The sequence below is a fragment of the uncultured Rhodoblastus sp. genome (assembly GCF_903903185.1).
Taxonomy (GTDB): domain Bacteria; phylum Pseudomonadota; class Alphaproteobacteria; order Rhizobiales; family Beijerinckiaceae; genus Rhodoblastus.
The window spans coordinates 18944-45302 of record NZ_CAIUXT010000067.1 but is presented as its reverse complement, the minus strand read 5'-3'; the positions used below and the strand labels follow the sequence as shown (position 1 = coordinate 45302).

At 60.3% G+C, this 26359-nt stretch carries 17 protein-coding genes; 9 read left to right on the top strand and 8 right to left on the bottom strand.

Features of this window, described 5'->3' with window-relative positions; genetic code table 11:
• The first annotated feature begins 1077 nt into the window (after positions 1 to 1077).
• The 6 genes from QZY01_RS05925 (at position 1078) to QZY01_RS05900 (ending at position 12208) form a co-directional block, all read left to right on the top strand.
• Positions 1078 to 2595, top strand: a complete 1518-nt coding sequence (locus QZY01_RS05925) for a hypothetical protein (protein ID WP_294534566.1) — start codon at positions 1078 to 1080, stop codon at positions 2593 to 2595.
• 366 nt (positions 2596 to 2961) lie between these two features.
• Complete coding sequence (locus QZY01_RS05920; protein WP_294534563.1) at positions 2962 to 4005, top strand: glycosyltransferase; 1044 nt, start codon at positions 2962 to 2964, stop codon at positions 4003 to 4005.
• Between the two features lie 827 nt (positions 4006 to 4832).
• A complete protein-coding gene (locus QZY01_RS05915; protein WP_294534560.1) occupies positions 4833 to 8255 on the top strand; it encodes a non-ribosomal peptide synthetase in 3423 nt (1140 codons plus the stop codon).
• A gap of 115 nt (positions 8256 to 8370) precedes the next feature.
• Positions 8371 to 9078: a 4'-phosphopantetheinyl transferase superfamily protein gene (locus tag QZY01_RS05910; RefSeq protein ID WP_294534558.1), complete on the top strand. Its 708-nt coding sequence runs from the start codon at positions 8371 to 8373 to the stop codon at positions 9076 to 9078.
• 161 nt (positions 9079 to 9239) lie between these two features.
• Positions 9240 to 10748, top strand: a complete 1509-nt coding sequence (locus tag QZY01_RS05905; RefSeq protein WP_294534555.1) for a right-handed parallel beta-helix repeat-containing protein — start codon at positions 9240 to 9242, stop codon at positions 10746 to 10748.
• 332 nt (positions 10749 to 11080) lie between these two features.
• On the top strand, positions 11081 to 12208 hold the full coding sequence (locus QZY01_RS05900) for an acyltransferase (protein ID WP_294534552.1): 1128 nt from the start codon (positions 11081 to 11083) through the stop codon (positions 12206 to 12208).
• Between the two features lie 605 nt (positions 12209 to 12813).
• On the opposite strand, the gene QZY01_RS05895 is transcribed toward QZY01_RS05900, so the two are convergent.
• Positions 12814 to 13512, bottom strand: a complete 699-nt coding sequence (locus QZY01_RS05895) for a pirin family protein (RefSeq protein ID WP_294534549.1) — start codon at positions 13510 to 13512, stop codon at positions 12814 to 12816.
• Between the two features lie 128 nt (positions 13513 to 13640).
• On the opposite strand from QZY01_RS05895, the gene QZY01_RS05890 reads away from it, so the two are divergent.
• Positions 13641 to 14570 (top strand): LysR family transcriptional regulator, encoded by a 930-nt coding sequence (locus QZY01_RS05890; RefSeq protein ID WP_294534546.1) that lies wholly within the window; start codon positions 13641 to 13643, stop codon positions 14568 to 14570.
• A 288-nt stretch (positions 14571 to 14858) separates the two neighbouring features.
• On the opposite strand, the gene QZY01_RS05885 is transcribed toward QZY01_RS05890, so the two are convergent.
• A complete protein-coding gene (locus tag QZY01_RS05885; RefSeq protein WP_294534544.1) occupies positions 14859 to 15125 on the bottom strand; it encodes a hypothetical protein in 267 nt (88 codons plus the stop codon).
• A gap of 180 nt (positions 15126 to 15305) precedes the next feature.
• Here QZY01_RS05885 and QZY01_RS05880 point away from each other — a divergent pair, with 180 nt between their 5' ends.
• Both QZY01_RS05880 and QZY01_RS05875 read left to right on the top strand, forming a co-directional pair.
• Positions 15306 to 16274 (top strand): GlxA family transcriptional regulator, encoded by a 969-nt coding sequence (locus QZY01_RS05880; RefSeq protein ID WP_294534541.1) that lies wholly within the window; start codon positions 15306 to 15308, stop codon positions 16272 to 16274.
• Positions 16275 to 16458: 184 nt separating this feature from the next.
• Positions 16459 to 18030, top strand: coding sequence for an alpha/beta fold hydrolase (locus tag QZY01_RS05875; RefSeq protein WP_294534538.1), 1572 nt, complete (start codon positions 16459 to 16461; stop codon positions 18028 to 18030).
• 232 nt (positions 18031 to 18262) lie between these two features.
• Here the strand turns inward: QZY01_RS05875 and QZY01_RS05870 are convergent, their stop codons facing one another.
• From QZY01_RS05870 to QZY01_RS05845, 6 genes are all read right to left on the bottom strand, one after another.
• Entirely contained in the window at positions 18263 to 19627 is a 1365-nt protein-coding gene (locus QZY01_RS05870) for a polysaccharide pyruvyl transferase family protein (protein ID WP_294534535.1), read from the bottom strand.
• A gap of 137 nt (positions 19628 to 19764) precedes the next feature.
• Entirely contained in the window at positions 19765 to 20790 is a 1026-nt protein-coding gene (locus QZY01_RS05865; RefSeq protein WP_294534533.1) for an FkbM family methyltransferase, read from the bottom strand.
• Positions 20791 to 20998: 208 nt separating this feature from the next.
• Complete coding sequence (locus QZY01_RS05860) at positions 20999 to 22234, bottom strand: glycosyltransferase family 4 protein (RefSeq protein WP_294534530.1); 1236 nt, start codon at positions 22232 to 22234, stop codon at positions 20999 to 21001.
• Positions 22235 to 22299: 65 nt separating this feature from the next.
• The gene (locus tag QZY01_RS05855; RefSeq protein ID WP_294534527.1) at positions 22300 to 23139 is read right to left on the bottom strand and encodes a hypothetical protein; all 840 of its coding nucleotides are present in this window, start codon (positions 23137 to 23139) and stop codon (positions 22300 to 22302) included.
• A gap of 66 nt (positions 23140 to 23205) precedes the next feature.
• Positions 23206 to 26106 carry a glycosyltransferase gene (locus tag QZY01_RS05850; protein WP_294534524.1) on the bottom strand — a complete coding sequence of 967 codons (2901 nt, stop codon included), beginning with the start codon at positions 26104 to 26106 and terminating at the stop codon, positions 23206 to 23208.
• Positions 26103 to 26321: a hypothetical protein gene (locus QZY01_RS05845; RefSeq protein WP_294534522.1), complete on the bottom strand. Its 219-nt coding sequence runs from the start codon at positions 26319 to 26321 to the stop codon at positions 26103 to 26105. Before QZY01_RS05845 ends, QZY01_RS05850 begins: the two co-directional genes overlap by 4 nt.
• Positions 26322 to 26359: the final 38 nt, after the last annotated feature.

Genomic DNA, 26359 nt, shown 5'->3' with positions numbered 1-26359 from the left:
GCCCAACCGCGTACTCTAAGCCGGCCGGCCATCGTTCTGGATCCGGGCAGCGATATCCCAGCCGCTGTAGAAGCTCTGCGGCAATTTTGGATGCCGATAAGGTTCGCCCCGGGGACGTAGGTTGTTGGGGGCTTGCGCCGAGCGAAGGGTATCCTCGTGCCGCTAACGATCAATCCACGACGCAGGCCCGGCGCCGCCGCCAGCATCGGCGCGACAGCCTGCTCGAAAAGCGCTCTGAGCGGATCGGGGCGACGCCGCCCCCGCGGTTTTTCTTTGTTGATGGAAGGCGAGGGGCGTTGGACGGTGCGCCGGTAACAAAATTGGTTATAATTCCGGTTATAATGTTTTTCGGCCCTGCGTTGAAATCATTGATTTTACTGCGGTAATCTAATGTATGAGCGGTTTCCCTTCACCCGCTCCAATTTGCAACACGTCGTCGATTTTGCTGAAACGCTTGAAACAGCAGGGGTTTCATGCGCATTCCGGCCATGAGGCCGGTTATTTCACTGGTTGGAATCAAGCGGGTTCATGACCTGTCGATCCAAACCGGGACGGATAAAAGTCAGCTTCGGCGTCCGGTCGAAACGCGATCGGGAAATCGTCGTCTCGGCGAGCCGCGTCGAAAATGGGTCGAACCGCGACGGGTTTGCCGGAGACTCCAACTTGCCAATAGGATGGAGCCATCATGAGCCCTGCGACCAATAAATTTTCACCTGAGGTGCGCGCCCGCGCTGTGCGGTTGGTGATGGAACGCGAGGGCGTCCATCTGGCGAAACGCGCGCCGGTTTCCATCTTGGCCCTTCGGTCTGGCGCGCCGCGCCACACCGGCAAAATTCCCCTGGAGCCTTATCCGATCCGATGCGATGGAAACGGATCGGGGCTATAGTTTCTTGTTTTTGCGTGTTTTCTTCACGCGAACCAATATCCACTTCGCTGGAAAACGCTCTAGCCGGGCAAAAAATTGCGTGCGCGTATTTCCCGGGGCGGCAAAGGTCGGTATAAGTCCGATGAGACGAACCTAAACCGGGGCTGAACTGAAATGTCGATGTACAATCTCGCATTCGATAGCGCTATCCGATGACGAAATCCGGCGATTGGTCAAAATTCAGATCTCCCGCGGCGATCGAACGACTGCTTTTTTTCCTGACCTTGCTGGCCGGCGTGGCGACGATCTGGATACCCGCGCGGCTTCCGATGGTTGACCTGCCCCAGCATGCGGCGCTGGTCGCCGAGTGGCGCGAGCTTCTTGAAGGACGCTTCCCCTGGTCGGACCTTGTCCAAACCGATTACAAGATTGCCTATCTTCTCGGCTACGCGTCGCTCCTGCCGCTGACCTATCTGATGAGCGCTTCGGCGGCGATAAAATTATTGCTCACCATCGCCTTTGTCGCTTTCGTTGGCCTGTGCATTCTGCTGCGCCGCGAACTCGGCGCCGATAAAAGGCTGGACTGGCTGTTTTTTTTCGGATTCTTCGGTTTTGCTTGGCATTGGGGCTTTTTTACCTATCTTTGCGCGGCGCCGTTGGTGATTCTTTTTCTTATTCTGGCGCATCGCCAGGCAAACTTAAACAGCGTTAAAAATCAATCGCTCCTCGTGTTTGTCGGATTTTTACTTCTCCTCTCGCACGGATTGCAGTTCCTGTTCGCGGTTGTCATCGGCGGAATTTTTATTTTACTTGATGGCGAGCCTGTTCTCAAAAAAGTAAAATCGTATATTCCTTATTATATTCTTGCGGCCCTGCTGATCGGGTTTTTGTTGATTACCCGGACCGCGGATTCGGCTGTCGAGAAAAAAATCCTGTTTGGCGAATCGCTGTTTTGGCGGCCGATCCATGCGCTGTTCCAGGTCTCGGGCGACCGCAATCGCGAATGGTACCGGATCATTCCCTCGTTCGTCGCTTTCGCCATGCCGCTTGCGCTTCGCCTTCGGCCAGGGTCGGCGCAGGCCTGGGCGCCTTTTGCGGTCTGCCTCGCCATTCTGCTTTTCGTGCCCTATTACATTCTCGACACCTATTATGTTTATCAGCGTTTCGGACTGTTCTTGCTCCCCTTCTGGGCGCTGGCCTTCAAGGCGGAAAGTCCGGAGCGCGCGCCGAACCGATGGTCCCAAGTTCGTTTCGTGGTCCTGGCGATATCGGCGCTTGCGGCCATCGCCCTGCATGGCCAGCGGCAGTGGACCATCAGCCGGCACGCCGCCGGGTTCGAGACCCTTCTTGCGTCGGCGGAGCCGAACCGGCGGGCGCTGTCGCTCGTCTTCCATCAATGGGAAGACTATGCGCCAATGCCGGCGTTGATGCATTACCCGAGTTGGTACGCGGCTGAAAAGGGCGGATTTGTCGATTTCAACTTCGCCTATTTTCAGACGGCGATCGTTAAATATCGCCCGGGTCAGACCCCCGCCTTCAGTAAGTCTTACGGTTACATTCCGCCTATGGAGGAACTGACCGGCTATCTCCCGCTTTACGACTACATATTCATCCGCGGAACATCGGAAGACGTGAAGCTGGTGCTTGAAAACAGCGGCCGGTGCCAGTTCAGGTTGCGCGCCGAGGACGGGCCTTGGCGACTCCTCGAAAAAGTCCACTGCGCCGAATAGGCCTGAAACGGCGAAGCGGACCGGTCGGGGCGTTTCTGCTCGCCTTTCGCGCGGCGAGCACAGGGTCAAGGGCCGGTGCGAAAAATGGTTCCGCTGCTGAAAATGGCTGAAATGCTTGCTTTGGCTTGTCGGCTCGGGCAAAAGGATGCCCTGACGATTAATTTGAGGTCAATCGCATCCTTTTGTGACGGTTCGTCACAAAAATTGGATGAGAGGGAACAGACGGAGAAGCGGAACGATGAAGACAAGGCGGGTCGAAATGGTAGGTGTTTCCTTTTATACAAATCATCTTCCTGGTGAAGATTTTCGTTGTTTTACCTCTATTGGTTTTGCGCCCGGGGCGCCTGCGAAGCGAGAATGCCAATAATGCCTGACGTTCTCGAACAATCGCCTGTGCGCGCGTTTCCCGGTTCAATCGATATTGTGGTTCCTTGCCACAACGAGGCGGAAGCCCTCCCCTTGTCGACTCCGACGGTCATTGACCTGATGCGGTCTTTGATAGCCAGGAACGGGGCGAATGATTGTCGTCTCCGCCTCGTGCTGGTCGATGACGGCAGTCGAGATCGCACCTGGGAGGTGATCAAGGATCAGGCGCGCCAATTCCCCGAGGTGACGGGCATAAAGCTCGCGCGCAATTTCGGCCACCAGAACGCGCTCTTGGGCGGCTTGAGCCGCGCCAACGCCGAGGTGGTGATTTCGCTCGACGCGGATCTGCAGGACGACCCGAAGGCGATGGAGGCGATGATCGAAAAATATCGCCACGGCGCCGAAATCGTGTTTGGCGTCCGCGAGGAGCGCGCGACCGACACTGTGTTCAAACGCTCGACCGCCGTCGGTTTCTATCGGATCATGAATGCGCTCGGCATTAATCTCGTTCATAATCATGCCGACTATCGTTTGATGTCGCGGAAGGCGCTTCGCGTTCTTCTTGAGTATAATGAGGTCAATCTATTTTTGCGCGGTGTTGTCGCCAGCATGGGGTTCAAGACAGCGATCGTAGAATATGCAAGGTCAAGCAGGGTCGCCGGATCGACATCCTATAATATCGCAAAAATGTTAGGATTAGCTCTCACAGGTCTATTGTCGTTCTCCTCGTTACCCTTGCGCATGATTGCGGTTGCTGGCTTTTTCGCAAGCCTTCTGTCGCTTTTTATCGCCTTGTGGGTCTTGTTCTCCGCGTTGTTCGAACGCCAATACATTGTGCCTGGATGGGCGTCGTTGCTGCTTCCGATCAGCCTGTTTGGCAGTCTGCAACTCCTTTCCGCAGGCATCATCGGCGAATATATCGGCCGCATTTACCTGGAAGTGAAGCGGCGGCCACGCTTCATCCTCGACGACGTCGTCGACGGGAGGCGCCTCGATGGGTCGGTCGCCTTCAGGGACGAGGACGTCGTCGCCGACGCGGACTGAAGGTCCGGCAGCCCAGATAAGGTCCTGGTTTCGGCCAAAGAAGCTTACCGTTCGACGTCCTGGCGTTTGACGTGGCGGCCAGATTATTGACGGCTTGCGCCATCGGCCTTTTCAAGGGCCGATGGCGTTGCGCGCCAAAGCACGGCGGTTGGCTCGACCGGGCTGTGCCCGAACCCGGCGTTCTGGCGAGGCATTGTCTCGACCGCCGCATCCCGACCAGGAGAAGTCGATCAGGGAGATCGCCGCTTGGCGAGTCAATCGCCACATGCTTCACGTTAAGGCTACTGGCAATCAAGAACCGACGCCGCGCGGATCAAACTCAAGAGCCTATGCCCGCAGTTCAAGTTACGCACACAGCTATCTGCTTGTTTTTACGAGATTTCATCACGCAAGCCGGGTTCCGCTTCGCTGGAAAACGCTCTGGCGTCATTTTATTGGCGAAATAATTGAGTAAACAGAGCCTTTGGACATGCAGTCCCCAGCCTTTCGTCACTGGACAGCCGCGATTGTTGTGGTAATTTTAGCTTGACGGTAGCCGATCCGACGAATTTCCCGTCGGGCGCTCGTCGGGTCCCCTTCGATACGAAAGGAACAAATCACAACGACAGCCGATGTCCGGTCGCCGCTCACCCCCATGAGGCTCGGTGGCCAAACGATTTTTGATTGGCCGGTTTAGAAAAAGGGCCCAACGGTCTGGCCGTGGAAAGGGGACCATTTTGGAAAAATTATTTAATCAAGATAATGATTTAAAGGGTTTCGTCGGGCCGTCGTCCTTGATTTGCGCGACGGCTGAGCGCACCCATGGTTCCGCCCCCGGGCAGGAGCCTTTGCCATACGCCGAGCATTTGCGCGAGCAGAGCGACTATTGGCGCGGCGCCCTCGCCGACGCGCCCGCGGTCCTGGATCTTCCCACCGATCGTCCCCGTCCCGCCCACCAGAGCCTTGCCGGGGCTTTTGTTGCGCTGGAGCTCGACGAGGGTCTCACGGCGAAGCTGGAAACGCTGGGGCGACGTCATGGGGCATGCCTGTTCATGATCTTGCTGGCGGGATGGGGCGCGCTGCTGGCGCGGTTGTCGGGGCAGGACGCGGTGGTCATCGGGACGCGCGCGGCTTGCATCGGTCGGCGCGAGGTTGAGCCTGCGCCGAGCGCTTTCTTCAACAGTCTGGCGTTGCGGCTCGACCTGTCGGGCGGACAGACGATTGGAGCGCTGATCGAGCGGGTCAAGGCCCGGGTGCTTGAGGCCGAATATCATCGGGATCTGCCGTTCGAAAAAATGGCGGAGGCGCTGGGTGTTCCGCGCAGCCTGGCCCATACGCCGGTATTTCAGGCGATGTTCGACTGGCGCCCCTTCAACGAGGCTGGTCTCGGGTTCGATATGCCGGTTCGGCCGCGCGCCGACGGATCGCCCTGCATCGCAAAATTCGATGTGACGCTCAGCCTGGCCGAGTGCGGGGCGCGCGTCGTCGGGGGGCTGGAATACGCCACGGCGCTGTTCGACCGCGAGACCATGGAGCGTCACGCCGGCTATCTGCGCCGGTTGCTTGAGGCGATGACCGAGGGCGACGATCAAGTCATCGACAGGCTGCCGCTGCTAGGGGAGGCCGAGCGTCATCGGCAGCTGGTGGAGTGGAACGCCACCGGGGAGGAATATCCGTCCGACAAATGCATGCATGAACTGTTCGAGGCGCAGGCGGCCAGAATGCCGGAGGCGGTCGCGCTCGTGTTCCAGGACGAGCAGCTGACCTATGGCGCGTTGAACGCCAGCGCCAATCGCCTCGCGCGTCACCTGCAAACCCTGGGAGTCGGGCCCGGCGACCTCGTGGCGCTCTGCCTTGAGCGCGGCCTGGACATGGTGATGGGGCTGCTGGCCATCCACAAGGCTGGCGGCGCCTATGTGCCGCTCGATCCGAGCTTTCCGGCCGAGCGGCTGGCCCTCATGCTGGAAGACGCGGCGCCGAAGGCGGCGCTGACCCATGGGCCGGCGCGCGCGGCGCTGCGGGAGGCCCTGGCCGGTCTGACGATAAAGCCTTCGATCCTCGACATCGAGGCGGAGGCGTTTTTATGGGCCGGCGCCCCGGACAGCGACGTCGATCCGGCCAGCATCGGCCTCACCGTCCGCCACCTGGCCTATGTCATCTTCACCTCCGGTTCGACCGGCCGGCCCAAAGGCGTGATGGTCGAACATCGGGGATTGGTGAATTGCCTGTGCTCAATGCGCAGGCTGACGGGATTCCGGTCCAGCGACCGTATGCTGGCCTTGACCACGATCGGGTTCGACATCGCCGCCCTGGAGCTGTTCATGCCGCTCATCGGCGGCGCTCCGGCAATCGTCGCGGATCGCGCCACCGCATCGGACCCCGGTCTGATGGAGGAACTCATCAGGCGCCAGAAGCTCACGCTCATGCAGGCCACGCCATCGACATGGCGCATGCTGGTCGAGGCGGGTTGGACCGGCGCGGCGGGTTTGAAGGCCCTGTGCGGCGGCGAACCGCTGCCTGCCGCCCTCGCGGCCGACGTCGCCGCGCGCGCCGGTTCGCTGATGAATGTTTACGGACCGACCGAAACCACGATCTGGTCGGTCGTGTCGCCCGTCGGCGGCTCGCCTTCCGCGCAAGTTTCCGTCCCGATCGGCCGGCCCATGGCGAACACCCGAATCTATTTGCTCGACGCGCATCTGCAGCCGGTTCCTACAGGGAGTTCGGGGGAGATTTACATCGGCGGCGACGGGGTGGCGCGGGGTTACCTGAACCGTCCGGACTTGACCGGGGAACGGTTCCTGCCCAGTCCTTTCGTTGAGGGAGACCGGCTTTACAGGACAGGCGACCTCGCCCGGTACAGGTGCGACGGGAATATCGAGTTTCTGGGCCGCAACGACTTCCAGGTCAAGATTCGCGGCTTCCGTATCGAACTTGGGGAGATCGAGGCGCGGCTGGCGGAACACGAGGGCATTCGCGAGGCGGCGGTGCTGGCGCGGGAGATCCTTCCCGGAGAAAAGCGTCTGGTCGCCTATTACACGGCCGCGCGGGAGGACTTCGAAGCGGGGCGCCTGCGCGATTATCTGAGCGCCCGTCTGCCCGAATACATGGTTCCGTCGGCCTATGTCCATCTCGACGCCATGCCGCTGACGCCAAACGGCAAGCTCGACCGCAAGGCGCTGCCGGAGCCCGACGCCGAGGCCTATATCGCCCGCGGCTATGAGTCGCCGGAAGGAGCGACCGAAGAGATGCTGGCGCGGATTTGGGCCAGGGCGCTGGGGATCGCGCGCGTCGGTCGCCATGACAATTTCTTCGAACTCGGCGGCCACTCTTTGCTGGCCATCAAGGTGGTGACGCAGATCAAGAAGGCTTCCGGCGAGCAAGTTGCGTTGAGGACCCTGTTCTTCGCGCCGACCGTCGCCGAACTGGCGCGCGAAATCCAGAAGGGCGATCGGACACGCCGATCCAATTCCTTGCTGCCGCTTTTCGTCAACGGCTCGGAGGCGCCCCTTTTCATGGTCCACTGGGTAGAGCGCGAACTGGCGCGCCATCTTGGCCGCCGGCGCCCAATCTATGGCCTCTCGTACGGTCTGGCCGGGGTCCATGGCGAGGACGACGACACGGCGCCGGAAGGGGTCGAGGCGGTCGCTTCGCATTACATAGAAGAGATGCGTTCCGTCCAACCTCAGGGCCCCTACCGGATCGTCGGCCATTCCGCCGGCGGTCTGATCGCCTATGAAATGGCGCAACAACTCCATCGCGCGGGGGAATCGGTCGTTTTTCTCGGCCTTCTTGGCACTTATGCGCCGATCTGGCGGCAACGACGGCATTTATTGCCGTTGCCCCGCATGCTGCTCAATCTTGTCAAGACGCCTCCCAATCTGCTGCTGTACTTTTATACGACCCGGATAGAGCGATCGTTAAGGACATTCCTGTTCCGCCGTCCGGCGACCAGAAAGTTCATGTCGGCGCCCTCCGTTCAGAAACTCAAGCTGCATCATATCATTGCCCCCCCTTACGAGCCGGAACCTTATCCGGGACTGGTACATTTGTTTGTCGAGACGACGCCGCCCATGACGGTCGGCCGGGCGGCCCCGCCGCCTCCCGAAACGGGATGGAAAGATCTGGCTTTGGGCGGTCTCGAAATTCACTACCTGCCCGGCGATCACATGGATATGGTCAAGGATCCCCTCGCGGGCGTCGCGGCCGAAGCCATCGAGAGGGCGTTGCTGGCCGCGGGGGATCCCGTCGTTGCGCCGACGAACAAGGTTTGAGGACGAAAAAGCATTTCGATGTCGTCGGCGCTTCGACGGCAGGGCTCGGCGTCTCGTTGCCGGGCGAGGCTCGCTGGAAGCCGATAGCTTCCGATACTTCGGGAAATGGCGACGTATGAACAGCCATGAATTATGCCGGTTGTTCAGCGCGCCAGTCCAGGCGGCGGTGGCCACGCCTTCGATGTATGACGATCCCCTGACAGGCTCGGAGTCGATGGGTGTGGCGGACTGGGCCCCGAACCGCCGGCGCGAATTTGCCGCCGGACGGGCGGCGGCGCGCCTTGCGCTGTCGTCGCTCGGCGGACCCGTCGCCTCACTTCCACGAGGACCCGACAGAACTCCGGTCTGGCCGCCCGGGATTGTCGGCAGCATCAGCCATTGCGAGGGATTTTGCGCCGCTGTGGCGGCGCGCGACGTCGACGTCCTGTCGCTCGGCTTCGACGTCGAAACGACCGAGCCCCTGCCGGACGACCTCCATCTTTTGGCCTTCAGCCCTGATGAATGGTCCGAAATCGTGGTGCGGTCCGGGCAAGCGCGGGTCGATTTCGCGAAGGTCGGTTTCAGCGCCAAGGAGGCGTTCTACAAATGCTACTATCCGCTGGAGAAAAGGTTTCTCGACTTTCAGGACGTCGTCATCCGCTTCGTCGGGCCTGTTGGGGACGACCCGTCCGGGGGAGCGTTTTCGTTCGCGTTCGTCGATGAAGCCTTCCCCGGCGCCCATCTGGCCGGGAAGGTGGTAGGCCGCTGGCTCACCGACGGGAAGTTTATCTGCGCCGGCGTGACTTTGGCGCGGTCTGCCGGCGATCGGCCGGCACAGCCATGAAAAAACCGAAACTTCGCCCTAAAGCATTTTTCGATCCGATGGCACGGAAAAGGGGCTCTCGTTTCCTGGTTTTGATACCATCGGCCCTTTTCAAGGGCCGATGGTGTTATTGGCTCCGTAAAGGCTGGGTCGGCTGGCGTCTCCCAGGAATTGGTGCAGCAATGAACAGGTTTTTTGCAAGAAATCTGCGCGCGATGGTCCTGATTTTGGCCCCGCTTTTTCTGCAATTCCCGGCAATGGGGTCGGAGACGATCGTTCCGGCGGGCTGCGACGCCCCGCCTTCTTCGAGCGACGGTCGAAGCTTCTACATCGACCCCGTTCACGGGAGCATGGCCAATGACGGCTCCGCGCAAAGGCCTTGGAGCCGTTTTGCCGACGTTGTCGCCCAGTCCAGCCATCTGATCTCGAGCCGGGCCTATTCGAAAAATCCGGCGGGCGCGCTTGACCTGCTGCCGGTGAATCCGGAAGGTCCGGTCAAGCCGGGCGATACGCTGGTGTTGATGAGCGGCGATCATGGCGAGGTCGATCTCAGCCAATATCAGAACGAAAAATTCATCTTCGTCGTCGCGGGGGAGAACCAGACGCCCATCATCCGGGCCATGCGGGTGTTGTCATCGACGCACTGGGTTTTCAAGGGGATCAAGTTCCAGGACGCACGTCGTGAGAACTCCCCGTTCGGCTTGACGGTGCTGCTTTCGGCAAAGGAGGCGTTCCTTGGACCCGGCGGCAATATCGTCTTCCAGTCCAATTCCTTTTCGACGCAGGACAACGCATCGAACTGGACCAGCGCCGACTGGGTCAACAAGCCTTATGCGCTTACGTTCCAGACCAATATTCGCTGCACAACCCTGGTCGGAAATCATTTCTACAATGTTCGCAATGCCGTCCAGATGGGCGGCAACGACGGCCTCGCCATGGATAATCTGCTGGAGGACTTTGGCAACGACGCCTTCGATATCACGGCGAGCAACCTGACCATCCGCCATAACACCATCAGATCCGGCCATCATGGTTCGGACGAGCCTCTCCATGCGGACGGCATCCAGGGATGGACTTATAAGAATGTAACCAACAGGAATGTGGTCATTGACTCGAATGTCGTGATCAACCTAAACCGGGCGAACGACAATTACATGCAAGGAATATCAATTTTCGATGGTTCATGGGATGGCGTATATATAACAAATAATGTCGTTATTACAAATACGTGGCATGGTATTACCCTCTATGGCGTCAAGAATGCGAAAATCATCAATAACACCGTTCTGCCCGCCAGGCCGCAAAATGCCATGACATGGATCAATGTCCATGCCGGCAAAGACAATACTCCGGCAACCAATGTCGTGGTCCGCAATAATATCGCGGGCGGAATCATGGCCGCCGGCTCCAATATCACCGTCGATCATAATATCGCTTTGGGAGGAATTTCGATTTCCAAGTCGCCGAGAGGCGATTCGCCCTTCGATGGCGTTGCGGCGTCACTCAACCTCGACAAGGTTCCGCCGAATGCGCTTTTCAAGGATTTCGACATGTCCGTGCCGTCTTTTGACCTGCGCCTCTCGCCGAACAGTCTTGCGCGAAAGACCGGCTCGGAAGAGGATGCTCCGGCCATCGACGTGGAAGGGCGGCCTCGAATTCCGCCGATGGACATTGGCGCCTATGCGCGCTGACAAAGTTCGCAACCATACGCGGCGTTCCCGACTCGCGCGGAGCTTCATCGGGTCGCAAAACTGTGCGAAACCATTCTCTCCGGGCGAACGTCGACCGATCCGACATCCCCTGGGCGGGCCTCCGGTTTTGCCTGCCTGGAGTTTGCTTGGGCGACGACTTGCCGCTCAGCCGGATTCGTCCTTGCGTCTGTTTCCGAAGCCGTCTAAAACATTGATTAACAAATAGAGATCGTCAAGGGTGCGCTCCAAGGCAACGCGTCATCGCCACCGGGGAAACGCCGCCAACCATCCATGTGACGGGCCACCGCGCGTGAAATAACGGAGCGCCGAAATTGGATCAAGAAATTTCGAATGACCGCCCCTTGGAGCATGAATCGACCTTAAAGGAATTACCATCGACGACGCGCCAGGCTCAAACCTTATCCTCACGCTGGCTCGACCTGAAGGGACATCCTTCGGGATTTGACTATATTCGGGTTATTTTGGCCGCGTCCGTGCTTTTTTGGCATTCCTATCAAATTTCTTATGGAAAACCTGCGGCGTTGGCGTTTTGGAAAACCCCGCCGGGGTTCCTGGTCGAAGCAATCCTGCCGATGTTTTTCTGCCTGAGCGGGTTTCTGGTATCGGGAAGTCTGGAAAGAAGTGGAAATTTACGCAAATTTCTTACGTTGCGTATTATCAGGATCTACCCAGCTTTGTGTGTCGAAGTATTCATGTCTGCGTTGATCCTGGGGCCTATCGTCACCTCAGTTACTTTGCATGAATATTTCACGTCAAAAGAATTTTTTAAATACATGCTAAACACAATTGGCTGGATACATTATTTTCTTCCTGGCGTATTCCTTGAAAACCCCTTTCCCGGCGTCGTCAACGCATCGCTGTGGACTGTGCCTTTTGAATTGGAGTGCTATATCGTTCTCCCGTTTTTGGTCCTGATCGGCTTCATGCGTTCGCGCCTGATCTCGGTGTCGATGTTCGCCGCCTACACGCTCGCGGTTTTCGGGCTGCTTTATTTCCTTGGCGAGGAGGGGACGCCCGCCGGGGGGCTTAACGGTCGGGTGCTTGTGCTCTGCTTTGTGGCGGGGACGGTGATTTTCCGGCTGCGCGCCTTGCTTCCTTACAGCGGCAAGCTGGCGCTGGTTGCGGGCGTTCTCGCGCTCTTCATGCTAAGGTACAACGCCACCGTATGTTTTGCCCCGCTTCTCGTCGCATACACGACGGTCTATCTCGGGATGCTGGATCCAAAGCGGACGATGGTCATAAAAAATGGCGATTATTCCTATGGATTATATTTGTATGCCGGTCCGATCCAGCAAACGGTGGCCTATATGTTCGGTTCGGCAAATGGCTGGGCTCTGAATGTTGCGGTAGCGCTTCCCGTTACCATAATGTTTGCCTTGTTTTCGTGGCATTACGTCGAGAAGCCGTTCCTGGCCGTCAAGCGCTATGTCTTGAGTTGAAGCCTGACCAAAAGCCGGCTCCTGTCGGCTGGTTCTTTGCCCGACAAACAGGCCCGTTGGCGCATCGTTCTGACGTTCCGTTTCGGCAAGCCTTTGACAGGCTGCTGAAAACTCCCTCGATCGCCCACGTCCTTCCAGACGCACCTGACGGCGCTCCTCAGATGAGGGCTACTCCATTGATTTCATTGATCCCCTGATGCTGAGGAGCGCTGCGAAGCAGCGCGTCTCGAAGCACGAGGGGATCAATGCGCGGCTTTTTCAGCGGCTTGTTAAATCCTTTCGTATCTGGAAGATTCCACGACGCCATCAAAAAGGGCCCCGGGCTTGACGGTTCCAGCGCGCTTAGAGCTTTCCCCGCTTCACTTGAAGCGGGGAAAGCTATAGATTTCTTTGAAAACGCGTATCCTTTTCGCAAAACCGGCGTCCACTATTGCGGGATATGCTCCAGGTCATGGGTTCGAGTCCCATTGCGCTCGCGATGGCGCCATCCGAGGCCATTCCCGCAGTTCCAATGACCCGCGCCGCCAGATCGTTGCGGCATGGCGGCCCGAAGAAAACCTGCGCGGAGGGTCGCGCAGGCGGACAGGTCGGATCGGCGCCAAAATTCAGGCGGCGTCGACGAGAACGATCTCGCTGTCGGCCAGCGCCGTCACCTTGAGCCATTCGACGTCGCTTATGGCCGCGCCGTCGCGGGCGCCGACGCGCAATCCGTCGATTTCGACTTCGCCGGTCGCGGGAACGAGATAGCCGAATCGATCCTTGCCCAGTCGGTAATCGGCGCTTTCGCCGGCTTTCAGCGTCGCGGCGACGACCCGCGCGTCGGCGCGGATCGGCAAGGCGTCGTCATCATTGGGCCGACCCGACGCAAGGGTGACGAACACGCCGGCCCGCTCGCCCTTGGGAAAGGGCCGCGCGCCCCAGGAAGGCTCGCCCCCGGCCTGCGTCGGCTGGATCCAGATCTGGAAGATCCGGGTCGCCTCCGCCTCCAGATTATATTCGGAATGGGTAATGCCGGCGCCCGCCGACATCACCTGAACGTCGCCGGCCTCGGTGCGGCCCTTGTTGCCGAGGCTGTCCTGATGGGTGATCGCGCCTGTGCGCACATAGGTCACGATTTCCATATTGCGGTGCGGATGCGCGGGGAAGCCGGTTTTCGGCTGGATCGTGTCGTCGTTCCATACCCGCAGCGATCCCCAGTTCATGCGGGCGGGGTCGTGGTAATTGGCGAAGGAAAAATGATGCTTGGCGTCGAGCCAGCCGTGATTCTCGCCGCCAAGGCTGTCGAAGGACCGCAGTTCGATCATCGTTGGTCTCCTTTGGACGCCGGCGCCGCAGAATCGCGGCTCGGCCTCGTCTCATGACGCCAATATAGGGATGGTGGTCTTTTCGGATTAGCGGGATAAAATCGAAAGCTTCATTCGATGGACTTGAAATGTCAGATCCCGGCGTCCCGACTTTCGATCAGCTGAAAATCTTTCTCGCGGTGGTCGAAAGCGGCAGTTTCGCCGGCGCCGGCCGCAAGCTCAACCGCGCCGTCTCGGTCATCAGCTATGGCGTCGCCAATCTCGAGGCGCAGCTCGGCATTGAACTGTTCGACCGCGAGACCACGCGGCGCCCGCGCCTGACAGAAGCGGGACATGCGGTGCTGGCCGAAGCACGGACCGTGGCGCAGGGGGTCGATGGATTGCGCGCCAGGGTCAAGGGCATGCGCGACGGGCTGGAGGCCGAAGTCCATCTGGCCGTGGACGTGATGCTTCCCGCGGCAAGGCTGGGCGAGGTGTTGCGAAGCTTCAGCGAGCAGTTCCCGACCGTCTCGTTGCGGCTGTCGGTCGAGGGGCTCGGCGCGGTGATGGGGCTGGTGATGGATCGTCGCGCCGCGCTCGGAATCAGCGGACCGCTTCCGGCCGAAAAAGAGGAAATAGAGCGCATTGCGGCCGGGGCCGTGACGATGATCCCGGTGGCGGCGCCCGGCCACCCGCTCGCCCGCTCGGGGGATCTGGCGCCCGGCGCCGGCCGCGACCATGTCCAACTGGTGCTGACCGACCGCTCCGAACTGACGCAAGGCCGTGATTTCGGCGTCGTCGGGCGGCGAACCTGGCGCCTCGCCGATCTCGGCGCCAAACACGCCCTGCTGCGCGAGGGCATCGGCTGGGGCAATATGCCGCTCTGCATGGTGGAGGCCGACCTTGCATCGGGCGCCCTCGTTCGCCTCGTCATGCCGGATCGGCCCGCCATCGCCTATCGCCTGTGGGCGATATATCGCCGCGACCGGCCGCCCGGCCCGGCGGCGTCCTGGCTGCTGCGGCAATTCGTCGAGCGCGGCGCGGGAGATGCGGCGGTCGCAGGATCGACCGACATTTGACGCGATTCCTGTCCCCCTCTTTTCACGCAACCCGGTTTCGGACTGGCGATGGATCGCCTTCCCGGAGCTTTGGCGGAAACGCATCTCAGCGAAGGATGCCGTTCCGATCAAAGACCATGTTTAAGTCGATTCGTCCGGCGTGAACGCGCCGCATCGCCGGTTTCCGACATGGAACGAACCGTAAGAGGCAGACCCGGCGGTGGGCGCCGGGTCTGCTGGCGGGGCGCGGGAGGGACGCCTCTTTCGCCGGCCTGGCCCCCCAAAACGCGCAGGGCCAGGCCGGTTAGCCTATCGCACGCAGATTTCTCCGGTGACGCTGTCGAGCCTGTCGTCCGGGCCGGCGAAACCGCCCATGATCTGGGCGCCATTGGCTGGAACGCAACGTTCCGGGACTTGCGACGCCGACATGGCGCGGAATTCGCGCGGCGAGACGGTTTTGTGATCCGATTTCGCCATGGCCGGAAGGCCGGAGGCCGCGAGCAGGATCGCGGCGGTCAGGGAACGCGTGGCGTCGCGGAAACGACGGGCGCTATTGGCAGACGGAAGTTTCGACATGGTATGTTCCTTGGGTCTCGATATTCGGTTGCAGGGGACGCCGCGCATCCGTTGCGGCGCCAGTCGCGGAAAAAGGAGCTTGCCGCCCCATCTCCTCGGCCATGACCTAACCATGCCTCAACTGGACTTTGTCTCAAATGTCATATATACATCGTTTTAGGACATAGCGCGGAGGGTGGCATGCGACGCATCGGTCTGGTGGTTTATCCCGGTTTTCAGGTGATGACCTTGTCCATTGCGACGGTTTTCGAAATGGCCAATCGCATGGCCGGCGCCAGATGTTACGAGGTCGTGGTCGCGTCCGAACATGGCGGCCCGGTCGCCGCGTCGATCGGCGTTTCCGTCGCAACTTCGCCGCTGGGCGAGGTCGATTACGATACGATCATCGTCAGCGGGATGGCGGACATCGGCCCATCTTCGCAAGCGCTGACCGATTTTCTGCGCAAGGCGGAACGCGGCGCGGCGCGGCGGGTGGTGGCGGCGTGCACCGGGGCTTACGTCCTCGCCGAGGCGGGGCTTCTCGATGGCCGGCGCGCGACGACCCATTGGTATTATGCGCGCGAATTGCAGCGGCGCTATCCGAAGGTCAAAGTCGAGGAGGACCGGATTTTCATCGAGGACCGAAACGTCTGGACCTCGGCCGGCATGACGGCAGCCATCGATCTGGCGCTTGCTTTGGTAGAAAGCGATCTCGGCGACGAGGTCGCGCGATCGGTCGCCAAGGCCATGGTGGTATACCACCGCCGCGCCGGCGGCCAGTCGCAGCATTCGTCGCTGCTGGAGCTGGAGCCGAAATCGGACCGCATCCAGTCGGTGTTAACCTACGCCAAACGCCATCTCGATTCGCCTCTGACGGTCGAACAACTGGCCGAGGTCGCCCATTTGAGCGCCCGGCAGTTCAGTCGCGCCTTTTGCGCCGAGACCGGCCAGTCTCCGGCCAAGGCGATCGAAAATCTCCGGGTTGAGGCGGCCAGGCTGGCGATCGAAGCGGGGCGCCACAGCCTTGATGAAGTCGCGCGGATGACCGGGTTTGGCGACCGGGAGCGCATGCGGCGCGCCTTTTTGCGCACGGTCGGCCAGCCGCCGCAAGTCTTGAGGCGCCATGTGCACCTCGCCAGGGCGCCGGTCCCGGAGCGACGCCGTGCCTGAAACCGACGCGCCCTCCCGGCCGGCCGCGCGCCGCGCCGGCGAAAAAATCGCGGCCTCGACCCGCGACGGCGCCGGTTTTGCGTCAACGACGGATGATCAATCCGCGCTGGCGATATGGCGAAGCTCGCCTTAGAGTCGGTTTCCTCCCGCGCTCCGCGCATCTGACGATTCGGCATCAGGACGCATGAAACCGGAAAGCGCATCAGGCCCCGCGCACACGCGCGCGTTTATCGTGTTTCTTGCCGCTGCATTGGCGGTCGCGACCGGCCTCTGGTCGCTGCTGGCGCCGACGGCCGATCTGCGCGTCGAGGCATTGCGGGTGGACGATATCCCGGTCACAATTTTTCGTCCTTCGAGCGCGCCTCCCGGCCCGGTGATCGTCATCGCCCATGGTTTCGCCGGTTCGCAGCAATTGATGCAGCCGGCCGCCGTGACGCTCGCCCATTCCGGCTACACCGCCGTCACCTTCGACTTCGCCGGCCATGGCCGAAATGCGCGGCCGCTTGCCGGCGGCGTCAAGGATCACGAGGAGAGCGCGCGCGTCCTCGGTTCGGAAATCGACCGGATGATCCGGTTCGCCTCGACCTTGCCCGGCGCGGGGCTGGAAAAGCCGAGGCTCGGCCTGGTCGGTCATTCGATGGCGGCGATCCTGATCGTCAACGGCGCGATCCACAATGACGCGGTCGCCGGCGTGGTGGCCTTTTCCAATTTCGGCAGCGGGGCGACGGCGAGCGAACCGAACAACCTGCTGGTGATCGACGGCGCATGGGAGGCCTCCGCGCTGAAAAACGACGGCTTGCGGATCGTCGGTCTGGCGTCGGGCGAGCCGCCTCGGGAACGGTTCACCTATGGCGAAATGGCGCGCGGGACCGCGCGCCGGCTGGTTTACGCCGAAGGCGCCGAACATATCGGCGTCATCTACAGCCGTGAGGGCCTCACAGAAATGCGCGACTGGATGAACGCCGTTTTCGAGCGGACGGAAAGCGGCGCCATCGACGCGCGGGGGAAGGCGCTCGGCCTGCTGTTTCTCGGCGTTCTCGGGCTAGCGCCGCCGCTGTCGCGTCTGCTGCCGAGAGTGTCGCCGGTTCCCTCGGGCGCCGGGCTGGGCTGGAGGCGGCAATGGCCGATCGCCGTGGCGCCGGCCCTGCTGACCCCGTTGATGCTCTGGAAGGCGCCGACGGATTTCCTGCCGATTCTGCTTGGCGACTATCTCGCCGTCCACTTCGCCCTTTATGGCGCGCTGACCTTTTTTTGCCTGTGGCTGTCGAATTTTTCTGGCAAATCGGGCCAGCGCCCGTCGGCGGATTGGCGGGGGACCCCTTGGCGCGGGCTCCTCCTGGCGGCCTTGCCGGTCGTCGCCTATTACGGCCTGGGGTTTGGGCTGCCGATCGATGCGTTCGTGACGTCGATCGCGCCGTCCTCGCTGCGCTGGCTGTTGATCCCCGCGATGTTTTGCAGCGTCGTCGTCTATTTCCTGGCCGACGAATGGCTGACCCGCGGACCGGCGGCGGCGACGGGCGGATACGTCTTTTCGAAACTCTGCGTCGTCGTTTCGCTGGCCATCGCCGTCGCTCTCAATCCGCCAAAACTGTTTTTCCTCGTCATCATCGTTCCGGTCATCTGCCTGTTCTTCATGGTGTTCGGCTGGATCAGCCGCTGGACCTACGGACGAACCGGCGATCCGCGCGTCGCCGCGCTGGCCAATGCCGCCGCGCTGGCGTGGTCGATCTGCGCGACCTTCCCGGTGGTCTCGTGAAACACGCGTTTTTGATCGGTGCGGCCGATCTCGCCAGCCTTCCAGCGGCGCCACGGGCGAAGCGAGAGATCGAGCAGGGTGGCGGCTCATCGTCAGCGCATTTACCGGTGACATTGCTTACGGGTCGTCGAAATTGCTCGTCCGCCGGGATGGGCGTGCAGCGAAGTCCCGCCGACGCCCGCTGGGCTAAATCGCCGGCGAGGACTCAGCGGTTTTGGCCGAAGGAAGGCGTTTACTTTCGGGCCGCTTGCAGCGAAAGCAGTTGATGGAAGGATTCCGCGAAAAGCAGGTTCTTGTATCGCGCTTCCTGCAGAGCCTTCGGGTATGCGACGGCAAGTTTCGAGGCGCGCTTCCAGTCATAAACATCGCACAGAGGGATTTGCCATTTGAAATCGTAGAATTTCGAGGAATTCGGTATGGCGACGACCGGCCTGTTCGCAAGTATGGCCCAATAGGCGCCGTGATAGGAGTTGGTGACGACGAGTTCGCTTTCCTTGATGAACTGGATAATCTGCTCAATGGGCTGGTAATTGTCGATCGTCGGGAATTCCGCAAAGAAATTTTCGACTGCCCGGTTTTCCCTTGACTCCCCGCCATGAAGGACAATGCCGACGGGGCGCGTCGGCGTCACGTCGCTGTCGAAGGCTCGATGAAGGCAACTTACGCAGGGCAGCCAGCGATAGGCGGCCTGATCGTCGCGCACGCCCAACAGCGCAAAACGATTGGCGTTGAGCCGCAGAGGTTGTTTGATCTTGCTCCAAAGCTTGAGCTCAGGATTATTATGCCCGGCGCCCCACAGAACGATATTACTTTCATTGGATGATAATATATAGTCAAGCGCCGGGGCAAAATCTTCGTTTTCCAGAAGCCCGCCGCCGCCCAGCACGATGGTCGATTGGGCCAGTTCCATATTGAACTGCCGGCGAATTTCGGCGTCCCGCTGGTTATGAGGATGCCAGTCATACATGTCATATTTTGGCGTCGCCTGTAAAAATGGAATATGCCTCATCGGAGCGCACATTTGATCGCCGGTGTTTTTTGTATTCGAGCAAAAAACACTGATGATTTTTTGCCCTTCCACTTCCTGTAATGTGTGCAGCCTTTCAAAAATCAGCTCACTGGAAATCTCGATATCGACAAATGTCTCTTCGCGCAAGAACGCGGGATCGACCGCGAAGTTGAAAAGGATGGCCTCGTTGCCAAAAGACGCGGCGTTTTTGTTCAGAATTGTCAGGGACCAAGTGTGCCGCCCCTTGCCGAGGCCGGATACGACAAAAAACTCTTTGGTGACCGATCGGCCGGATGGCTGGAAAAGGTCGATCTCGCAATCCTGGTCGTCAATTTGCAGCAATAGGATGCCGCTATAATTGTGAAGCACCGGATTGAAACCGAAGACAGCGCCGTCGAACACGCCCGAGATGCGCGATGCGGGTATGGTGGCGCGAATGCCGATCTGAGAACTGACGGTGTCGAAATACGGATCCCAATGTTCGTCGAATTCGACAATAACTGGAAGGTGGGAGGGATTGGCTCCGCTTTCCGTCCAGTTGCGAATCGCGGCGACCGCGAACAGTGCCGGGTCTGCGTCGGCAGTCATGCGGGCGATTTTCAACGGCACTCCGAAATCACGAATTTTTGAATCTCAAGACGGCGATACAAGGTTTGATAAGCGTTTCAAAACAAACTGTCTATCCCGATTTGAAGAGCCTCGACTCCAGAATATTGCCCTATCCTTCAGCGCAGAGCTTCAACTATGCGCTCCAAATCCTCGCGCAGGGACTCGACTTCAGGTTGGGCTGCAAGATTACTAATAACTGACGGCGGAAACTGCCTGAGCAAGTCAGATTTAGTTTTAAACAGACGCGTAAAAATAGCTGCGGCGTGAAGTCGATGTGGCCTTTGTGGAAAATTTGCCATCGAAGTTATCCATTCGATACGCTCCGTAGGTAGAAGATCACGTATCTCCCATTGGATATCTTGTAGTAGAGCGACTTTTTCTTTCGGAACAGCCAAAAAATCAGAAACATGACCTTCTTGAATTGCAGTTAGGTCATTCCTCGGCGCCAGTATGTTGTTTCCAATCAAAAACAGTTCATAATCCAATTTCAAAAGAAACTCTTTACACATCCTTGCTCCACCGGGACGCCCCTCGATCTCAATCGATTCAAAAACAACAGGAGGGCGATATTTCGCCAAGAGCCCGACCGCCCCCTCAAACACCGCGAATTCGTGCCCCTCAACGTCAATTTTGATCGCCAGAGGGCTCTTGATGAAATCTTCAAGCTCCAGGGAATAGATTATCGTATCCAATTTAAAACAAACGGCGGTTGCGTTTCCAGGCGCGTCCTCAACGTGACCCCATGCCTCGCTTCCAGTATATTTTATCATTCCATCGTATTTGCTTGCGGCGGCCCCGATCACTCGCATATTGGTGAATTTGTTTGCCAACACTAAATGATGAAGGCGCAAACAATTTTCTGGCACCATCTCGATAGCTATCACCTTGCTGCCCGTGCGCGCGACCGGAGCGGAGATAGTTCCTATATTTGCGCCAATATCCACCAACGTGCCCTCGCCGCGCAGCAAATCAATAAGAAGTAACGCCAGTAAATCCGATTGGCCGACGTGTTTAATCCATTTTTCATAGTGGCCTAAATCCTTGGAAAACACCAGCGAGTAACCGTCGCCACCCCTCGGGTCGCGCATATGAATCAACTCCAAATTACTCGGAAGCGCCGGGATCTCCAGTTGATTTTCCATTCAATGCTCCACAAACACGTAACTATCTAATATTCTATCGTATATTTAGCCAATTGTCGCGCATGGCCACGAGTCCCACAAATACATAAGCTGGCTGGCCGTTTCATGCAAGCTCGACTCATGCTTCCGCCAGCTCCCGCACCGCAGCGGCGAGTCATCGTCTTTCGATGGTTCACTCTCTTTGTGTCGACTCCGATCCCGCCCGATTTCATCGGCAAGCGGCAAGGTCTCCCGTCAGGCCGAGAACCGATTGGCCCGGATGTTCGGGCGGGTCCGCAATTTCCGCCCCGCGCTTTTGCGCGACGAGGTCGCGCACGACGCCATAAAACTCCGCGACCGCTGTTTTCGGCAGGAAGGGCGCGACATAGGCTTCGGCGGCGGCGTAATATTCCGCTTCGCTCAGCACCCGGGCGCCAACGCGATATTTCGCCTCGCCCTGGCGCGGGCGCAAATCCGACAGCACCCGGATCAGCAATTTGGCCAGCGCGCGACGATCGCCGCATGGGTAGATATTGCCGAATTCGCCGGCCACCTCGGGAAGGGCGCCGGCGTCGGAACAGACCACCACACAGCCGCTCGCCAATCCCTCGATCACCGGAACGCCAAAACCTTCGTGATGGGAGGGCGCCGCCAGCACATGGGCTTGCGCGAAGGCCCGCCTGATTTCGGTCTCGTCGAGTTCGCCGAGGAAATGGACGCAGTCCTGCAGACCGGCGTCTTCGATTTCCCGCCGCAGCAAACGGACATAGGCGGGATCCGAGAATTTCATCGCGCCGACGACATGGAGCCTCCAGGCCGGAAGCTCGACATGAGACAGAATCTCGAGCGCCTTCACCAGATCGAGAATGCCCTTCTGCGCCACCAGACGACCGACACAGAGCAGGACAACCGGACCGTCCGGGTCCTTTTCGACGCGCCATCCTCCGGTTGCCGGAACGGACGGCGCGATCACCCGGGTGCGCGATAAATCGACGCCATAGGCTTTGGCCTGTTCGAGGGTGAAACGGCTGTTGCAGACGACAAAATCGGCGAAGGCCAGATTCCAGCCCTGCGCTTCCGACCTTTCGCATAATTGGCGCTTGTCGCCCGGCTCGAACAGCCAGGAAGAGGTGACATTGTGATAGCTGACCAGCTTCGCCGCGCGCGTCTCGCAGAGCACGACGTCGAACAGATCGTGGTAAATGCCGAATTCCACCACGACGATGTCGGCGTTGCGGAAATCGGGCGATTGGATGATGTCGCCGGCGTTTCGAACAATCTCGACGTTGAGCGTGGGATAGTCGCTCGCATAGCAAAACACCTTGTAGTCGAACAGATCCCGATGGGCGGCGGCGAACTGGACGCGATCGTGCAAGGTGTTGGAAATGGCGTCGCGGCGCAAGAAAATGCTGTTGACGAAAGCGATGGAAATTTTGCCGGTCGGCGTCTTTGGTTGCTCCGTCACGTCACGTCCTGCCTGCAATTGCCCGGGCGCGGTTCGTCCGTCGCCGGTTTCGCCCGCCGCCCGGCTCAAGGATTGAAAACGTCGACAAAAGCGCCGAACAACGGCTGCTCGCCAAGGCCGAGGCCGGTATTCTTGCCGATCGCGATGTCGCAGGATTCGCCGACGATCAGGCCCTTGCAGCGTTCAAGGGAGAACAGGTCGACGGCGTTGAGCAGCGGGCCGCGGCGTAGAACCACCAGCCCCGCCCAATCGTGACAGACGACTTCCACCGCCGCGCGCTGCGGGTTGGAGAAGACGCAAATTCCGCGATTGATCAGCACGTCGCCATTGTCGCCGCGCTCGATGTCGGCCTCGGGCAGATGGAAGCGACGGACGGCTTCGTTCTGCACGCGGACGCGCGGATAATCCGTGTAGACGCCGCTGATCACGCATTGCGTGCCGCGCGAACGGCCATTCTTCTCGCCGATCACGTGAATCTCCAGCGGCGCCCAGATCTGGCGGAGGTCGCAGGTCTCGAGCGGATCGAGCCGCAACGCGACATAGCCCGGCGACGGGCGGTAAAGATCGACCGTTATGCTGCGCCCCAGCAGACTGCACTCGACCAGGCCCGAAGCCGGTCCGGCTTCGAACATTAAGACCGCCGAAACGATGGCGTCCCGACAGACGTCGCGCTGGAAGCTCATCACGTCGCCGTTGCTGAACGGGCTGAAGGACGCGTTGGCGTCAGGGCCGAATTCTGCTTGCAGATCGAACGCCCGCGTCAGACAACGAAAAGCCCCGTGCGCATCGACGAGGGCGCAAAGCCGGAGGCGCGCCTCGCCGCCCGGCGGCGCCGCCCTGGGGGACAGGACGAGCATGCCGCTCGCCGGCGCGGCGGCGGAAACAGGCGATTGTGTCGCATTCAATGGGTTTTCCAAACGATCGTCGCCCTCTTCGCCTGACGCGTTCCGGTTCTCGCGGGTTTCCATCGCTCATCCCCATTTCTGCGCGGCGGCGGAGGATAAGGCCGCGCCGGGGTCAACGCGCGGCGGCCCGAAACGCTGGCTCGGCGAAACCGCGCGGGTGGCCACGATGGAATGGAGCGAAGCCGCCGGGATTTCGTTGGCCGGGGCGTCGCGTTCGAGTTCCTTGACGACGAAACCGCGCTTGGCCAGAAACCGGATACGAGCTTGCGCCGGAACGCCGTTGACCAGACAGGCGAGCACGCCCGTGGGACGCACCAGTCGCGCCAGTTCCGCCAGCGCCGCGCTTTGCAGATATTCGTGGTCTGGCAGCGGTTTGAAGACGATCACCAGATCGAAATCCTCGTCGCGCAACCCGATCATGTCGAGCGCGCGCTTGGGGATGCTGGAATCGGCCCAGCCGCCGCGATTGGGGAGATCCGCGCGCGCGACGTGAACCGCGCCGGGGAACAGACTGGCGACCAGATCGAAAGGCTCGGATGAGCCGATGGCGAGGACTCTCCGCTCGCCCTCGACGCCATTGCGAAACAGCGCCTCGCGGGCGAGCAGGCCGATCCAGATCGGCGCCGCAGGAAAAAACCATTCGTCGCGGGCCCAGCTCCTCAGCGGGCTGCGGAACCAGAAATCCGCCAGCTCCCATGGACGCGACAGCGGGAACCCGTTCGGCGTCGGGGTCCGCTTGTCTTGCAGACGACCGTGCTGTTTCGCGGCCAAAATCCTGCGATACAGGGCGACCGATTGCTCGGCCATGATGGCTGCGGTGAATTTCTCCTCATATCGCGCCCGGCCATTGGCTCCGAGCCGGCGGCGCCATTGCGCGTCTGAGCCGAGCGTGATGACCGCATCGGCGAAAGCGTCCGCGTCGCCGGGCGGCGTCAGCAGGCCGGTCTCGCCATCGGCGACGACTTCCTTCATGCCGCCGGCGCGCGCGGCGATCACCGGCAGGCCGTGCATCATCGCTTCGAGCAGCACGAGACCGAAGGATTCATAGCGCGACGGCATCACCACCAGATCGCACTGGCTGTAAAATTCGTCGAGGAATTCCTTCTCGGTCCTGCCGAAGAAGTTTACCCGGTCGAGCCAGGGCTGTGCGGCGTTCTTGCGCCGGAAGCCGTCGATCGTCGATTCGCCGTCGATGGTTTCGGTATGGTCCTGGCCGACAAACCAGAATTCGGTTTCCGGCAGGCTGGCGAAAATCCTGGGCATGGCCGCGAGCACAACGTCGATGCCTTTGCGGGTTTCGAGGCGGCCGACGAACAGGATGCGCAACCGGTCCCCCGGCGCCTCCGCCCGGAAAACCGGCTTGCCGCCGCCCCCCGCATTGGACAGGCGGTCGCGAAGACCATGGGGCACGACGCCGAGCGTGTCGAATGTGATGTTGTAATGCGACTGGATCGTCGAAACGACGTCGAGGCTGTTGGCGTAAATGGCGTCGGAAAACAGGAAGAGTTCGCGCTCCAGCCGCATGATCGGCAGGATGACGCTCGCCATTCGCTCATGATCGACCAGCCAGTTCGGATGGTTGACGGCGGCGACGAGCATGGGCGTGTGCAGCGAGGTGACGATCGCCGCCTCGGTCGCCAGATGCCGGAGCAAAGCGATGCCTTCGGCGTCCCAGCCCGGCGCCTGGATGACATCGACCGACGCGGTTTCCTGGATCAGCCCGACCTCGGCGGCGGCCGCGGCCGCTTTCGACCATATTTCGCCGGGTATGTCGGCGTCGCGTCCATCATGGCCGAGCGGGACGATCCGGTGGACCCAGACCCCTTCCTCGAGATCGACGCGATTTTCGTCGGCGCCCGAGGTCACGACGTGGACTTCATGACCAAGCTGCGCCAGTCCGGACGCCAGTTCCGCGGTGAAACGGCCGACGCCATCGACGTAACCGGGCGGATAGACCTGGCTCAGCAATACAATCGTCAGCGCATCGCCTTTGACGCCCTCGATGGGAAAGGGCAGGAAAGGCGCGGGTTCGGCGAAAAAGGCGGCCGGGCGGTGCGACGGCTTGCCGCTCAGGGCGCGCGTCAGGCCATCGCGAATCCCCTGTTCGGCTTCTTCTTCGAAACTTTGGCGCGTTTCGGCTTTCAGCAGTCCGGCGCCAATGCACCATTCGACGTCGTCGCGATGCCAGGTGACAAATTTTTGCGTCTCGGCGAGCGCCTTGGCGTAGCCCTCGGCCGGCGCCCCGTGCAGGAAAGAAAAATAGCACTGGTTCTTGATGATCTGATAGCGATTATGGAGCACCTTGCGCGTGTTGCGCATGTGGCTCGATGCGAATTTATGGAGGACGCGGGCGTCTTCGACGAAGATGATGCGGTAACCGCGATCGACCACACGCAGGCACACATCGGTTTCATCGAGGTAATAGGCGAACTCTTCGTCGAAACCGCCCATTTCCACGAGCAGATCGCGGCGAAAGCTGGAATTGGTGCCTAGCAGCGAGCAATATTCGACCGCGCCCGGACAATTATTGTAGGGCGTGGGGTTCATCGTCAGGTCGATTCGCGAGGCGGCGAACCGATTGCTGACAATATATCTGGTTTGATAGGCGTGGCCTGTGGCGTCGTGGACCCATCCGCCGACGCCGCCGACGTCGGCGGCGGTGTATCCCTTGACGATATTCTCAAGCCATATCGGCTCCGGGATCGCGTCGTCGTCGATAAAGGCGACGATATCGCCCGCCGCGGCGGCGATGCCGATATTTCGCGACATCGACAGATTCGACTTGGGGCACCAGGCCGCCTTGATGTGCCCCTTCCAGGCGTCGATCACTTCCGAAGTGCGGTCGAGGGAAGGGCCGTTGACGACGACGATTTCAAAATCGCGGTAACGCTGAAGGGCGAAGCTCTCCAAAGTGCGCTGCAGGTCGTCGGCGCGGTTCAATGTGCAGATGACGACGGAGACTTTCATTGACTGTCATCCCGCCCGGCGCCTGCATGATCGGGATTGGACAGCCTTACGGCGTTGCGGATGGCGGAATGGGCCGAAGCAATGGCGCCGAGGACGGTTGAATCGATATCTCGACGTTCGGCGCAGAGCGTTTCAACCTGCTTCAACCGCTGCTCAAGCGCCGCCACCAGGGTTTCAAGGGACTCCAGCCGACGAATAATGCTGTCTTCGCTCAATACCTATCTCCACCCTTTTTTCTTGCAACGGCGCCGCA

Coding starts and splice junctions, on each gene's coding strand:
- QZY01_RS05895 (WP_294534549.1), bottom strand. CDS start 13,512: ATGATCGAACTGCGGTCCTTCGACAGCCTTGGCGGCGAGAATCACGGC.
- QZY01_RS05850 (WP_294534524.1), bottom strand. CDS start 26,106: ATGAAAGTCTCCGTCGTCATCTGCACATTGAACCGCGCCGACGACCTG.
- QZY01_RS05870 (WP_294534535.1), bottom strand. CDS start 19,627: ATGACTGCCGACGCAGACCCGGCACTGTTCGCGGTCGCCGCGATTCGC.
- QZY01_RS05875 (WP_294534538.1), top strand. CDS start 16,459: ATGAAACCGGAAAGCGCATCAGGCCCCGCGCACACGCGCGCGTTTATC.
- QZY01_RS05885 (WP_294534544.1), bottom strand. CDS start 15,125: ATGTCGAAACTTCCGTCTGCCAATAGCGCCCGTCGTTTCCGCGACGCC.
- QZY01_RS05920 (WP_294534563.1), top strand. CDS start 2,962: ATGCCTGACGTTCTCGAACAATCGCCTGTGCGCGCGTTTCCCGGTTCA.
- QZY01_RS05910 (WP_294534558.1), top strand. CDS start 8,371: ATGAACAGCCATGAATTATGCCGGTTGTTCAGCGCGCCAGTCCAGGCG.
- QZY01_RS05925 (WP_294534566.1), top strand. CDS start 1,078: ATGACGAAATCCGGCGATTGGTCAAAATTCAGATCTCCCGCGGCGATC.
- QZY01_RS05880 (WP_294534541.1), top strand. CDS start 15,306: ATGCGACGCATCGGTCTGGTGGTTTATCCCGGTTTTCAGGTGATGACC.
- QZY01_RS05905 (WP_294534555.1), top strand. CDS start 9,240: ATGAACAGGTTTTTTGCAAGAAATCTGCGCGCGATGGTCCTGATTTTG.
- QZY01_RS05865 (WP_294534533.1), bottom strand. CDS start 20,790: ATGGAAAATCAACTGGAGATCCCGGCGCTTCCGAGTAATTTGGAGTTG.
- QZY01_RS05890 (WP_294534546.1), top strand. CDS start 13,641: ATGTCAGATCCCGGCGTCCCGACTTTCGATCAGCTGAAAATCTTTCTC.